Annotated in this window: 13 protein-coding genes; 9 read left to right on the forward strand and 4 right to left on the reverse strand. The window is 67.8% G+C overall.

What is annotated here, in order from left to right:
* The first annotated feature begins 43 nt into the window (after positions 1 to 43).
* Positions 44 to 709 carry a TetR/AcrR family transcriptional regulator gene (locus ACZ5ZX_RS01405; protein ID WP_465500118.1) on the forward strand — a complete coding sequence of 222 codons (666 nt, stop codon included), beginning with the start codon at positions 44 to 46 and terminating at the stop codon, positions 707 to 709.
* Here the strand turns inward: ACZ5ZX_RS01405 and ACZ5ZX_RS01410 are convergent.
* Positions 692 to 1,537, reverse strand: coding sequence for a MaoC family dehydratase (locus ACZ5ZX_RS01410; protein WP_465500119.1), 846 nt, complete (start codon positions 1,535 to 1,537; stop codon positions 692 to 694). The two genes, ACZ5ZX_RS01405 and ACZ5ZX_RS01410, sit on opposite strands and share 18 nt — an antisense overlap.
* A gap of 2 nt (positions 1,538 to 1,539) precedes the next feature.
* Complete coding sequence (locus tag ACZ5ZX_RS01415) at positions 1,540 to 2,874, reverse strand: 3-oxoacyl-ACP reductase (protein ID WP_465500120.1); 1,335 nt, start codon at positions 2,872 to 2,874, stop codon at positions 1,540 to 1,542.
* A 92-nt stretch (positions 2,875 to 2,966) separates the two neighbouring features.
* Between ACZ5ZX_RS01415 and ACZ5ZX_RS01420 the strand changes: the two genes are divergently transcribed.
* The 4 genes from ACZ5ZX_RS01420 (at position 2,967) to ACZ5ZX_RS01435 (ending at position 6,575) form a co-directional block, all read left to right on the forward strand.
* On the forward strand, positions 2,967 to 4,256 hold the full coding sequence (locus tag ACZ5ZX_RS01420) for an acetyl-CoA C-acetyltransferase (RefSeq protein ID WP_465500121.1): 1,290 nt from the start codon (positions 2,967 to 2,969) through the stop codon (positions 4,254 to 4,256).
* A 69-nt stretch (positions 4,257 to 4,325) separates the two neighbouring features.
* The gene (locus ACZ5ZX_RS01425; RefSeq protein WP_465500122.1) at positions 4,326 to 5,279 is read left to right on the forward strand and encodes an ATP-binding cassette domain-containing protein; all 954 of its coding nucleotides are present in this window, start codon (positions 4,326 to 4,328) and stop codon (positions 5,277 to 5,279) included.
* Complete coding sequence (locus ACZ5ZX_RS01430; RefSeq protein WP_037307367.1) at positions 5,276 to 6,079, forward strand: ABC transporter permease; 804 nt, start codon at positions 5,276 to 5,278, stop codon at positions 6,077 to 6,079. The genes ACZ5ZX_RS01425 and ACZ5ZX_RS01430 overlap by 4 nt, the downstream gene beginning before the upstream one ends.
* Before the next feature lie 121 nt (positions 6,080 to 6,200).
* A complete protein-coding gene (locus tag ACZ5ZX_RS01435; RefSeq protein ID WP_465500123.1) occupies positions 6,201 to 6,575 on the forward strand; it encodes a YciI family protein in 375 nt (124 codons plus the stop codon).
* Positions 6,576 to 6,647: 72 nt separating this feature from the next.
* Here ACZ5ZX_RS01435 and ACZ5ZX_RS01440 read toward each other — a convergent pair whose 3' ends face one another.
* Positions 6,648 to 7,154: a DoxX family membrane protein gene (locus ACZ5ZX_RS01440; RefSeq protein ID WP_465500124.1), complete on the reverse strand. Its 507-nt coding sequence runs from the start codon at positions 7,152 to 7,154 to the stop codon at positions 6,648 to 6,650.
* Positions 7,155 to 7,285: 131 nt separating this feature from the next.
* Positions 7,286 to 8,317, reverse strand: a complete 1,032-nt coding sequence (locus ACZ5ZX_RS01445; protein ID WP_465500125.1) for a glycerophosphodiester phosphodiesterase family protein — start codon at positions 8,315 to 8,317, stop codon at positions 7,286 to 7,288.
* A gap of 71 nt (positions 8,318 to 8,388) precedes the next feature.
* Here ACZ5ZX_RS01445 and ACZ5ZX_RS01450 point away from each other — a divergent pair, with 71 nt between their 5' ends.
* The 4 genes from ACZ5ZX_RS01450 to ACZ5ZX_RS01465 all read left to right on the forward strand — a co-directional run bounded on the left by ACZ5ZX_RS01450 (position 8,389) and on the right by ACZ5ZX_RS01465 (position 12,053).
* Complete coding sequence (locus ACZ5ZX_RS01450; RefSeq protein ID WP_465500126.1) at positions 8,389 to 9,150, forward strand: MerR family transcriptional regulator; 762 nt, start codon at positions 8,389 to 8,391, stop codon at positions 9,148 to 9,150.
* A 113-nt stretch (positions 9,151 to 9,263) separates the two neighbouring features.
* Positions 9,264 to 10,454, forward strand: coding sequence for an AAA family ATPase (locus ACZ5ZX_RS01455; RefSeq protein ID WP_465328369.1), 1,191 nt, complete (start codon positions 9,264 to 9,266; stop codon positions 10,452 to 10,454).
* Between the two features lie 285 nt (positions 10,455 to 10,739).
* On the forward strand, positions 10,740 to 10,889 hold the full coding sequence (locus ACZ5ZX_RS01460) for a hypothetical protein (RefSeq protein WP_007032374.1): 150 nt from the start codon (positions 10,740 to 10,742) through the stop codon (positions 10,887 to 10,889).
* Between the two features lie 240 nt (positions 10,890 to 11,129).
* A complete protein-coding gene (locus ACZ5ZX_RS01465; protein WP_465500127.1) occupies positions 11,130 to 12,053 on the forward strand; it encodes a bifunctional helix-turn-helix transcriptional regulator/GNAT family N-acetyltransferase in 924 nt (307 codons plus the stop codon).
* Positions 12,054 to 12,320: the final 267 nt, after the last annotated feature.

Below are 12,320 nucleotides of genomic sequence, written 5' to 3' on the forward strand. Positions count from 1 at the left end.
TGCAGCCCGGTAGCGTCTTACGGGAACCAGAGGGAGGTCCTGAGTGTCCGAGGAAGTACCGCGTCCTGCCGAACGCGCCAAAAGGCTGCCGAGAGCGGTGCGGGAACGCCAGATCCTGGACGCAGCGGTCTCGGTGTTCTCGCGCTACGGCTATCACTCCGCGTCGATGGACGAGATCTCCGAGGTCGCCGGCGTGTCCAAGCCGATGATCTACACCTACCTCGGCTCCAAGGAAGACCTCTTCGGCGCGTGCATCCGCCGTGAAGCCACTCGCCTGCTGGAAGCGGTGCAGGACGGGATCAAACCCGACCTACCGCCGGACATGCAGCTTTGGTACGGGCTTCGCGCGTTCTACCGGTTCGTCGCGGACTACCGCGAGTCCTGGACGGTGCTGCACCGCCAGGCCATGACCGTCGGCGGCGCCTTCGCCGCGGAGATCACCGACATGCGCACCCGCGCGATCGAACTGGTCGCCGCGCTCGTCGTCTCCGCCGGTACCCGCAAGGGCCTCGGCGAACAGGCCGAGTTCTCCGGCGCCGGGCTGTCCGCCGCGCTGGTCGGGGCGGCCGAGTCGCTGGCCGACTGGGCGCTCGACCACCCCGATGTCTCCGACGGCGTCCTCGCCTCGTGGCTGATGAACCTGGTCTGGCTCGGGTTCAACGACCTCGTCGAGGGCGAGATCTGGAAGCCGTCAGAGAGCGACGACTGAACCTTCCAGATGCGGCTTCGGCTTGCGCGCGTTCCAGAGTTCGAAGGCCCAGCCCCCGCCTTCACTCCAGGTCGTGAACGCCGCCTTCGACGGCAACAGCACCGGCTGCTTGAACTTGACGTCGACGGTGAACGCCTCCGGCAGCCTGCCTTCGAAGGCCGCGAGCGCGTGCGCCTTCGTCCACATGCCGTGCGCGATGGCGGCGGGGAAGCCGAACGCCTTCGCGGTGATCGGGTGCAGGTGGATCGGGTTGCGGTCGCCGGAGACCTCGGCGTAGCGACGGCCGATGTCGGCGGGCACGTGCCAGATCGCACTGGGTGAAGGCTGGGAAAGCTGACCGCGCGCCGTCTTCTCCCCGCTGCCGCCACCGCGGCGCAGGTACGTGCTCACGTCCGTCCAAACAGGACTGTCACTGACCAGCAGCTCGCTGATCACGTCGAACTGCTTGCCCTTTTCGTGCGGACGCAGATCCTCGGCGCGCACGCGCAGGGTGAACGACTCGTCGAGCCGCAGCGGCCGGTGCTGGGTGATCCGGTTGGCGACGTGCACCATGCCCAGCAAGGGGAACGGGAAGTCGCGTTCGGTCATCAGCGCCATCTGCAGCGGGAACGCGAGCATATGCGGGTACGTCGCGGGCAGGACGTCGTCCAGCCGGAACCCGCACACCCGGTTGTACGCGGCGAGATGCGCCGGGTCGACGACCACGCCCTCGCGGACGAACTCGGTCCCCGGCAGGGCGTCCCCGCCGCTCTTCCGCAGCGAGCCGAGCAGAGCCTTGGGATACAACGAAGACAGGCTCGGCGTCTCGCGAAGTTCCTTGACCGCCATGATCACGCCCCCAGCAGTGCCTGGCCGCAGACGCGGACCACGTTGCCGTTGACCGCGGCCGAAGCGGGGTTCGCGTACCAGGCGATCGTCTCGGCGACGTCGACCGGCAGCCCGCCCTGGCCGAGGCTGGAGAGCCGTCGCCCGGCCTCGCGGATGAACAGCGGGACCGCCGCGGTCATCTTGGTCTCGATGAAACCGGGCGCGACCGCGTTGATCGTGCCTCCGTACTCGGCGACCTTCGGCGCGCCGTCGTTCACCATGCCGATGACGCCCGCCTTGCTGGTGGCGTAGTTGGTCTGGCCGACGTTGCCCGCGATCCCGGCGATCGACGAGACGCCGATGATCCGGCCGTTCTCGTGCAGCACCTTGCCGGACAGGAGCTTCTCGTTCACCGCGAGCTGCGACACGAGGTTCACCGCGATGACCGAGTCCCAGCCGCCCTCGGTCATGTTGCCCAGCGTCTTGTCCCGCGTGATGCCGGCGTTGTGCACGACGATGTCGACGCCGCCGTGGCGGGTGGTCAGGTACTCGGCGAGTTTGTCCGGCGCGTCGGCGGCGGTGATGTCCAGTTGCAGCGCCGATCCGCCGACCTTGTTGGCCACCTTCGACAGGTCGCCGCCCTGTGCGGGGATGTCGAGTGCGACGACGTGGGCGCCATCGCGGCCCAGTACCTCGGCGATGGCGGCGCCGATGCCGCGGGAGGCGCCGGTCACCAGCGCGACCTTGCCGTCGAGCGGCTTCGACCAGTCGGCCGGGGCGGAGGCCGTCTTGGTCTCCGTGCCGACGCGGATGACCTGGGCGTCGACGAAGGCGGACTTCGCCGACAGCAGGAACCGCAGCGTCGACTCGGTGGCTTCTTCGGCTCCTTCGGCGACGTACACGAGCTGAGCGGTCGCGCCGCGCTTCAGTTCCTTGCCGACGGAGCGCACGAAGCCTTCGAGCGCGCGCTGGGCGATCCGCTCATGTCCCTCGGCCAGCTCGGGCGGAGTCCCGAGGACGACGACGCGGCCGGACGCCCCGACGCTGCGGATCACCGGGTGGAAGAAGGAGTAGACCTCGCGAAGCTGCTTCGGGTCCTTTACGCCTGTCGCGTCGAAGACGAGCGCGGCGTGCTTGTCGGCCGCCGTCGAGACGACCTCGATGCCCGCACGGTGCAGCTGTGCCTCGATCACCTTTTCGAGGCGACCGCCCGGCGCGGCGCCCAGAAGTGCGGGACCCTCGAGAGGGGGCTGACCGGGCTTGTACCGGCGGAGCGTCGCGGGATTCGGCAGGCCGAGCTTCGGCACCACGAACTTCCCCACCGGGGATTTCGTGAACTGCTGGTACCTGTCAGCCATTTCGTGCCTCCCGTGCAGTGAGCATCACGTCGCATTCTAACCTACCCGCGAGTAGGTTACAGTGTGAGAGAGCCTACGGAGGAGTGGAAAAAATGGCCACGAAAAGGACGGCACCCGTGCGCAAGGTCGCGATCATCGGCGGCAACCGGATCCCCTTCGCTCGCTCGAACGGTCCGTACGCGAAAGCTTCGAACCAGGATATGTTCACGGCCGCTCTCGACGGCCTGGTCAGCCGCTTCTCCCTCCAGGACGAGGTGATCGGCGAGGTCGCCGCCGGGGCGGTGCTCAAGCACGCCCGCGACTTCAACCTCGCGCGTGAAAGCGTCCTCGGCAGCAAGCTGAATCCCGCCACTCCCGCCTCCGACGTGCAGATGGCGTGCGGCACCGGTCTGCAGGCGATCATCAACGTCGCCAACAAGATCGCCCTCGGTCAGATCGACTCGGCCATCGCGGGCGGTGTCGACACCACGTCCGACGCCCCGTTGGCGGTCAACGACGACCTGCGTCAGATCCTCGTGCAGCTCAACGCCGCGAAGACGCTCCCCGAACGGCTGAAGCTCGCCGCGAAACTGCGTCCCGGCCACATCGTTCCCGAGATCCCGCGCAACTCCGAGCCGCGTACCGGCCTCTCCATGGGCGAGCACGCCGCGCTGACCGCGAAGGTCTGGGAGATCACCCGCGAGGCGCAGGACGAACTCGCCGCCACCAGCCACCAGCGTCTCGGCGCCGCCTACGACAGCGGCTTCTTCGACGACCTGGTGACGCCGTACCTCAAGCTGGTCCGAGACCAGAACCTGCGGCCGGACTCCAGCGTCGAGAAGCTCGCGAAGCTGAAGCCCGCTTTCGGCGGCCCCGACGGCACGATGACGGCGGGCAACTCGACGCCGCTGTCGGACGGCGCGTCGACCGTCCTGCTCGCGACCGAGCAGTGGGCGAAGGCCAGGAAGCTGCCTGTGCTGGCGTACCTGACGTTCTCGCAGACCGCGGCCGTCGACTACGTCCACGGTGACGAAGGGCTGCTGATGGCGCCCGCGTACGCGGTCCCGCGGATGCTCGAACGCGCCGGAGTCACCTTGCAGGACTTCGACTTCTACGAGATCCACGAGGCCTTCGCCTCGCAGGTGCTCGCCACCCTCAAGGCGTGGGAGGACCCCGCGTTCGCCAAGGAGAAGCTGGGCCTCGACGCGCCGCTCGGTTCCATCGACCGGGCGAAGCTGAACGTCAACGGCTCGTCGCTGGCCGCCGGGCACCCGTTCGCCGCGACCGGCGGCCGTATCGTCGCCACGCTCGCGAAGCTGTTGAACGAGAAGGGGTCCGGCCGCGGACTCATCTCGATCTGCGCGGCGGGCGGACAGGGCGTCACCGCGATCCTCGAAAAGTAGCCGTTCGCCCGCAGCGGATCGGGGAAAAACCCGGGTGCCTTTGTCGGTACCCGGGTCTAGCGTGTGCGCATGTTCGCAGTTCAGGCGAAAGCGCTGGTCAAGACCTACGGGTCCACACGGGCGCTCGACGGGGTCGATCTGTCGATCCCGACGGGCAAGGTGCTGGGCCTGCTGGGGCCGAACGGTGCCGGGAAGACGACGACGGTCCGCATCCTGACCACCCTGCTACGCCCGGATTCGGGCGAAGCGGAGGTGGCCGGGCACGACGTGCTCGCTCAGCCCGACGCCGTCCGGCGATCGATCGGGTTGTCCGGGCAGTACGCCGCCGTGGACGAGAACCTCACCGGGTTCGAGAACCTGTACATGGTCGGCAGGCTGTACGGCAGGAAGAAGGCCGCGGCGAAGTCCAGGGCGCGTGAACTGCTCGCGCGGTTCCGGCTGGAGGACGCGGCCGACAGGCCGGCCAAGACGTACTCCGGCGGGATGCGGCGACGGCTCGACCTCGCGGGGGCGCTGGTCGCCGAGCCGACCGTGGTGATCCTCGACGAACCGACCACCGGGCTCGATCCGCGCGGCCGGATCGACACCTGGGAGGTCATCAAGGAACTGGTCGCCGACGGCACCACGGTCCTGCTGACCACGCAGTACCTGGAGGAGGCCGATCAGCTCGCCGACTCGATCGTGGTGATCGACAAGGGGAAGGTCATCGCGCGCGGCACCGCCGACGAACTCAAGCAGGAGATCGGCGGCGAGCGGCTGGAGCTGGTCGTGGCCGAGACGAGCGATCTCGCCATCACCACCCAGGTGCTCACCGAGGTCGGCTCGGGGACGCCGACGGTCGACGAGCACACCCGCAAGGTCGACGTCCTGGTCGAGGGCGGCCCGAAGGCGCTGATCGAGGCATTGCGGCGGCTGGACGGCCACGGCGTCACCGTTCAGGACGTCGCGCTGCACCGGCCGACGCTGGATGACGTCTTCCTGTCGCTGACCGGGCACGCCACGGACGAGGGGGAGAAAAAGTGAGCGCGGTCGCCAAGGCCTTTTCCGACGGTGGCGTGATCACCTGGCGGAACCTGAAGAACGTCCAGCGCAACCCGGACTGGCTGATGGCGGCGACGCTGCAGCCGATCATGTTCGTGCTGCTGTTCGCCTACGTCTTCGGCGACGCGATCGGCGGGGAAGCGGGCGGGCTCGCCTACCGCGAGTTCCTGATCGCCGGCATCTTCGCGCAGACGGTCGCGTTCAACTCGGCGTTCACCGTGATCGGGTTCGCGAACGACCTGCAGAAGGGCATCATCGACAGGTTCCGTTCGCTGCCGATCTCCCGGCTGGCGGTGATCTTCGGCCGGACGACCTCGGATCTGGTGATCAGCGTGGTGGCGCTGGTCGTCATGTCGCTGTGCGGGCTGCTCGTCGGCTGGCGGATCCGCGGCAGCTTCCTCGACGCCGTGCTCGGGTACCTGGTGATGCTGATGTTCGCCTGGGCGCTGTCCTGGGTCGGCGCGTGGATCGGGCTCGTCGCGCGCAGTGTCGAGGTCGCGCAGAGCGCCGGGCTGATGTGGATGTTCCCGCTGAGCTTCATCTCGACGGCGTTCGTCCCGGCGGACAAACTGCCGGGCGTGCTGAAGGCGATCGCCGACTGGAACCCGTTCACCGCGGTGATCAACTCGGCGCGAGACCTGTTCGGGAACCGCTTCGGCGCGGCACCGACAGGCTGGCCCGCCGAGCACGCTTCGCTGTACGCGATCCTGTGCTGCGTCGCCATCATCGCGATCTTCGCCCCGCTGGCGACGGCCCAGTACAAGAAGGTCGCGAGCCGCTGAGAAAAAGTTTCGGCAGCTGAAGCATTTTTTCTGAACGAAATGTCGAACCGCGGTCGAGCCGCTCGACGCGCTGGTGAAGGCGAGGTAGAAACAGCCCCGCCACAACACTTGAGGAGCAGCGATGCGGTTTCTGATGATGCACCGGCTCGACGAGAGCGCCCCGGAAGCCTGGAACCCGAGCCAGGAGTTCATCGAGAAGATCGGCGCCTTCGTCGGGGATTCCTTCGAGAAGGGCATCTTGATCACGGCGGAGGGCGTGCTTCCGTCGGAGAGGGGTGCGAAGGTCCGCAAGACGCGCGACGGCAAGATCACCGCGACCGACGGTCCGTTCACCGAGGCCAAGGAGGTCATCGGCGGGTTCGCGCTGATCAACGCCAAGGATCTGGCCGAGGCCGTCGCGTTCGCCGAGTCCTACGCCGCGCTGTTCGACCACGAGATCGAGGTCGAGGTGCGGACGGTCGCCGAGGAAGAGGACATCGCCGCCCTCACGGAGTGACGCCCGCGAGTGTTATGAACGGGACTTTCATCGCAAAATTTGAGATGAAAGTCCCGTTCATAACATCGGTTGCTACTTGGTGATGGCCTTCTCGGCCCTCTTCGCCAGCTTCTCGGCGCGCTTCTCCGTCTTCGACGCGGCCCGGCGGGCGCGCCAGCCGAGCGACGGCTTCCCCGCGGTGTCGGCGGCGGCCAGCAGCAGGCCTCCGGCGAGGCCGGCGTTCTTGATGAACTGGATCTGCTGCTGCTGACGCTCAGCGGGTTCCTTGATCTCCCAGAACCGGTGCGCGGCGAGCGTCGTCGGGACGAGGCTGCCGAGCAGGAGCAGCGAGGCCAGCCGCGGCGCCCTGCCGGTGGCGAGCGCGACCCCGGCGCCGACCTTCACCGCCGCGTCGATCCGGACCAGGGTGGCGGGGTCGCGCGGCACCGATTCCGGCACCACGCCTTCCAGCTTGTCGAAGGACTCGGTGAGGAACGGCTCCGCGGCCTTCGCGTGGCCCTGGGTGTCCCTCAGCGCGCCGATCCCGCCGGAGATGAAGATCGCGGCGAGGAGCGGACGTGCGACGCGGCGGAGAATCACGGTCGTAGCCTTTCTTGATCCGGACCCGGGACAGCAAATCTATCCCCAGTCTTCCCGTCCGCCAGGCCGCCGAACCGCCCTAACGGAGTATCCGCGAATATTTCTCTGACACTAGAAAGCCCTAGATTCCGTTAGTGAGCCGGATACGCCTTCGGCAGCTTGAACCCGCGGCCCGCCGCGACCTCCCGCAGCCGGTCCGGGTAGTCGGTGATGATGCCGTCCACGCCGTCGTCGATGAGCTTGTGCATCGTGGTCGGGTCGTCGATCGTCCAGGGCACGACCTTGATCCCCGCCCGGTGCGCCTCCGTGACCAGCGCCTTCGTCGTGAACGGCCGGTAGTCCGGGTCACCGACCTTGCCGCCCTGCGGATTGCCGTGCACCGGCGAGAGCGCGGAGGCGCCGAACGACTTCACCGCCCGGACGGGGCTGCCACCGAAGTCGTCGATGTCGAGGCCGCCAAGCCACGGCGATTTGCCCGGCTGCCCGACCTGGAGGAACTCCGGCTGGGTCAGCGCGACCACCGGGAGCCACGGCGCGACCTCGCGCAGCCGCATCAGCGTTCCCCAGTCGAAGCTCTGGACGGTGACGTTGTGCGCGAACCCCGAGCGCAGGATCTCGCCCACCGCCCGCTGGACGAACTGCTCACGCGGCGCGGTCTCCTGCGGAGCGGCCGCTTCGACCTTCGTCTCGATGTTGAACTTGACGCCCCACGCGTGACGCTCGCGCGCCAGCTGGAACAGCTCGGCGAGGGTCGGCATCTTGGCGCCGGGGGAGAGCGTCTGGCCGGGGTGGGCAGGCTGGCGGATCGACCCGCAGTCCAGCGTGCGGACCTGGGCGAACGTCAGGTCCTTCACGTACTTCCCGACGTAGGGATAAGCCGGGTCGCCCGGTGTCGCCGGGGCGGTGTCGCGGCATTTCAAGGCCGTCGTCTTGCGGTCGTGAGTGATCACCTCGCGACCGTCCTTGGTGATCTGGATGTCGAGTTCGAGGGTGGTCACCCCCAGTGCCATTCCCTTGCCGAACGACGCGAGCGTGCTCTCGACCGTGAGGCCGAGCCCGCCGCGGTGGGCCTGGATGTCGAAGGCGCGGCGGGGGTGCGCGTCGGCGACCCCGGCCGTGGTCAGGGTGAGCGCGGTGGCCATGACCAGCGCAAAGGTCTTCATGGCGGAACCATGACACAGCCGGGTGAACTTCGATTGACTTTGACGCAACGTCAACCTCTACCGTCGTGGACATGCCGAACGAGCAGGAGTGGTCGATCCAGGACATCGCCCGCTCGGCCGGGACCACGAGCCGCACGTTGCGCCACTACGGCGACATCGGGCTGCTCGAACCGAGCCGGGTGGGGAGCAACGGATACCGCTACTACGACCAGGACGCGCTGGTGCGGCTGCAACGGATCCTGCTGCTTCGCGAACTCGGGCTGAGCCTGCCCGCGATCGGCGAGGTGCTCGAGGGGGAGCGGGACACCGCGGCGGCGCTGCGCACCCACCTGAAGTGGCTGGAGCAGGAGCGGCAGCGACTCGGACGGCAGATCGAATCGGTCAGGACGACCTTGAGGAAGACGGAGAGAGGTGAACAACTGATGGCAACGGAAGTGTTCGACGGCTTCGACCACACGAAGTACGAGAAGGAGGTCACCGAACGCTGGGGCGCCGACGCCTACCAGCAGGGTGACCGGTGGTGGAAGTCGCTGAGCGCCGAGGACAAGAAGGCGCACCAACAGGAGCAGAAGGACATCGCGGCCGCGTTCGGGGAAGCCCGCGCGAAGGGCCTTCCTGCCGACGGCGACGAAGCGCAGGCGATCACGCGACGGCTGTACGAATGGCTCCGGCCTGCCGTGCGGACGGTGTCGAAGGGCTACTTCGCCGGTCTCGGGCAGCTTTACGTCGACGACCCGCGCTACGGGCAGTACGACGAGAAGTACGGCACGAGCACCGCGGAGTACATCCGCGACGCGATGGCGGTCTACGCCGAGCGCAACCTGAGCGAGTAAGCACCAGGGACGGGGCTGCAGACCCGTCCCCCTCGGCGTGCCCCGCCGCGACACGCCTATCCCTCTATCGCCGAATATCGGCTCCGCGCTAGAAACGCCGATAGCGTGTGAGAGTGGATCCCATCCGCAACCCCTTCGCCCCGGGCGCCGGTCAACGGCCGCCCGAGCTGGCCGGTCGTGTGCGTGAGCTCCAGGCCTTCGAGGTCGTTCTCGAACGGGTCGCGCGGGGGAGGCCGGAACGCAGCCTGATGCTCACCGGTCTGCGCGGCGTGGGGAAGACCGTGCTGCTGGGCGAGCTGCGCTCGAAGGCCATCAAGCACGGCTGGGGCGCGGGCAAGATCGAAGCCCGTCCCGACACCGAACTCCGGCGGCCGCTTTCGGCCGCGTTGCACCGCGCGATCCGCGATCTCGCCGTTCGCCACCGTGCGCCGGACCGGGTCGAGCAGGTGCTGGGCGTGCTCAAGGCGTTCGCGCTGCGCGCCAACAAACCGGACGCGAAACTCCGTGACCGCTGGCAACCGGGCATCGACGTGCCCGCCGCGCAGGGCCGCGCCGATTCCGGCGATATCGAGATCGACCTGGTCGAGCTGTTCACCGAGGTCGCGGAGCTGGCGGCGGACGTCGGCACCGGCGTCGCGCTGCTGATCGACGAGATCCAGGATCTGCTCCCCGAGGACGTCTCCGCGCTCTGCGCCGCCTGTCACGAGCTCTCGCAGTCCGGGGCCCCGCTGGTCGTGGTCGGCGCGGGACTGCCGCACGTGCCAGCCGTCCTTTCTGCGTCGAAGTCGTACTCGGAACGCCTCTTCCGCTACGCGCGCATCGACAGGCTCGAACGCGAAGACGCCGACCTCGCGGTGATGGCGCCCATCGAACGCGAAGACGCGGGGATCGAGCCGGAGGCCTTGGACGCGTTGTTCGACGCGTCCGGCGGCTATCCGTACTTCATCCAGGCGTACGGCAAGGCCGCCTGGGACGCGGCCCCGGCCGATCCGATCACCGTGAAGGACGTCCAGGTCGCCGCGCCGGAAGCCGAATCGGAACTCGCCGTCGGCTTCTTCGGCTCCCGCTACGAGCGCGCGACGCCCGCCGAACGCGAGTATCTGCTCGCGATGGCCGAGTTGACCCAAGGCCGGGACGAGGCCGCCGGTACCGCCGATGTGGCCGTCTACCTGGGACGGAAGCCGTCTTCGCTGTCTCCCGCGCGGGACAGCCTGATGAAGAAGGGCCTCGTGTACTCCGCCGAGCGCGGGCATATCGCCTTCACGGTCCCGCACTTCGGCCACTACCTGCTCGGCCGAGACTAACCCTCTCTGCCACTCTCTAGCAGTATCGCTAGAAAGCCCTAGAGAACGCCATCTCCGGCTTCATCGCGCCCTCTTCCGCCGTATCGCGCGAACACTAGAAAGCCCTAGCGTTACCAAGAAGTGACCGGCGACACCAAATCTCTCCGGATTTCCCTCCCTGTTGCCGATGATTCATCGGCAAGTGTGCCAAGTCACCGGATAATCGTTGGCGTTCATGTGAAAAAAGGCGCATACTAGGTGCACAGCCACGAAGACACAAGACCCTCAAGGGGATGACTTAAACCGATGAACAACATCGCCGCCAAGCTCCGTGCCCGTCGCGCCGAGGCTCGCACTCGCCGGGCCCTGAACCGGGCGATCGACACCGCGGCCACCGCGACCGTTCGTCAGGAGCTCATCGCTATCTCTCAGGCGCGTCACACGCACATGCGCTGATTCGACGAAACACCGTTGTGAGTGTCGCCCATTCGAGTGACCTACGACACATAGTGTGTGGGGTGTAACGCCGCGGAAAGCAGCGTCGATACCCATTACGACCCCGTGATGCTGGCGGACCCCCGACCTGGCAGCATCACGGGGTTTCCATATGTCCGGACCCTTTTCCCCGAACTTCTCACCGGCGCCGTTTTGCGCGGTAATCTTTGACCCAGTCAACGAATCTGTTGAGGTGGTCAAATGACTGGATCCGCGGACCGGGTGGCGACCGTCCGGGCGTTCAACCGGCTGTACACCGGCGTGATCGGCGTCCTCGACGAAGGACCGGCCGACGCCGAGTACTCCCTGAGCGAGGCCAGGGTTCTCTTCGAACTCGCGCAGCAGGATTCGACCCAGGTCACCGATCTGCGCAAACGCCTCGACCTCGACGCCGGGTACGCGAGCAGGCTGCTCGTCAGGCTCGAAGGCCGCGGCCTCCTCACCCGCGAACGCAGCGACGAGGACGCCCGTCGTCAGATCGTCAGGTTGACCGAAAACGGCCGGAAGGCCTTCGCCGTCCTCGACGCACGTTCAGTGGACCGGATCGGTGCGCTGCTCGGCCGGTTCGGCGACGACGAGCAGGAGCGGCTGCTCGGCGCCATGGGCACGATCACCTCGCTGGTCGGTGACCGCCGAGCGGATCCCACGCTGGTGCTGCGTCCGCCGCGGCCCGGCGACTTCGGCTGGGTCGTCCACCGCCACGGCGCCCTCTACTCCCGCGAATACGGCTGGGACGAACGTTTCGAAGCTCTCGTCGCCCGGGTCGTCGCGGACTACGCCGACCATCGTGGTGATCCTCGCCAGGCCGGGTGGATCGCGGAGCTCGACGGAGAGCGTGTCGGCAGCGTCTTCTGCATGCCCGCCGAAGACGGCCGCACCGCGAAGCTGCGGCTTCTGCTGCTCGAACCGGCCGCCCGCGGCCGTGGCGTCGGGAAACGCCTGGTCGCCGAATGTGTCGAGTTCGCGAGGGCGTCCGGCTACGCGGCGATCGAACTGTGGACGGTGTCGTTGCTGGACGCGGCGAGGGCGATCTACCAGAAGGCCGGTTTCCGGCTCGCCGACGAGGAGACGATCCCCGGCTTCGGCTACGAGCTGACCGGCCAGACCTGGCGGCTGGAGCTGTGAGTACCTCGGCGCCGACCCACCCTGACCAGCCTCAACGCACAATCCCAGCCCACCCCAGCCCCCACCCGTCCCAGGGGGGCGTGCCCTGCTCCAGCGTATCGGGAGGGGGTGTCGGGAAGCGGATTCGTAAGGGATTCGGCGTGGAGTTGTCCACAACGGCGGCGGGGTGTGGACAACTCGGGGCGGGTCTCTCGAAGGGGTCTTTCGGGACGTTCGAGGACGCGGAGGTCTCGTGAAGGAGCGCGACGCGGGGGCAACACCCCGAGT

The sequence above is a fragment of the Amycolatopsis sp. NPDC033938 genome, assembly GCF_055575975.1.

What these genes read in the sequence shown, in the direction of transcription:
- ACZ5ZX_RS01410 (WP_465500119.1), bottom strand. Translation starts at nt 1,537, where the DNA reads ATGGCGGTCAAGGAACTTCGCGAGACGCCGAGCCTGTCTTCGTTGTAT.
- ACZ5ZX_RS01415 (WP_465500120.1), bottom strand. Translation starts at nt 2,874, where the DNA reads ATGGCTGACAGGTACCAGCAGTTCACGAAATCCCCGGTGGGGAAGTTC.
- ACZ5ZX_RS01420 (WP_465500121.1), top strand. Translation starts at nt 2,967, where the DNA reads ATGGCCACGAAAAGGACGGCACCCGTGCGCAAGGTCGCGATCATCGGC.
- ACZ5ZX_RS01425 (WP_465500122.1), top strand. Translation starts at nt 4,326, where the DNA reads ATGTTCGCAGTTCAGGCGAAAGCGCTGGTCAAGACCTACGGGTCCACA.
- ACZ5ZX_RS01435 (WP_465500123.1), top strand. Translation starts at nt 6,201, where the DNA reads ATGCGGTTTCTGATGATGCACCGGCTCGACGAGAGCGCCCCGGAAGCC.
- ACZ5ZX_RS01445 (WP_465500125.1), bottom strand. Translation starts at nt 8,317, where the DNA reads ATGAAGACCTTTGCGCTGGTCATGGCCACCGCGCTCACCCTGACCACG.
- ACZ5ZX_RS01450 (WP_465500126.1), top strand. Translation starts at nt 8,389, where the DNA reads ATGCCGAACGAGCAGGAGTGGTCGATCCAGGACATCGCCCGCTCGGCC.
- ACZ5ZX_RS01460 (WP_007032374.1), top strand. Translation starts at nt 10,740, where the DNA reads ATGAACAACATCGCCGCCAAGCTCCGTGCCCGTCGCGCCGAGGCTCGC.
- ACZ5ZX_RS01465 (WP_465500127.1), top strand. Translation starts at nt 11,130, where the DNA reads ATGACTGGATCCGCGGACCGGGTGGCGACCGTCCGGGCGTTCAACCGG.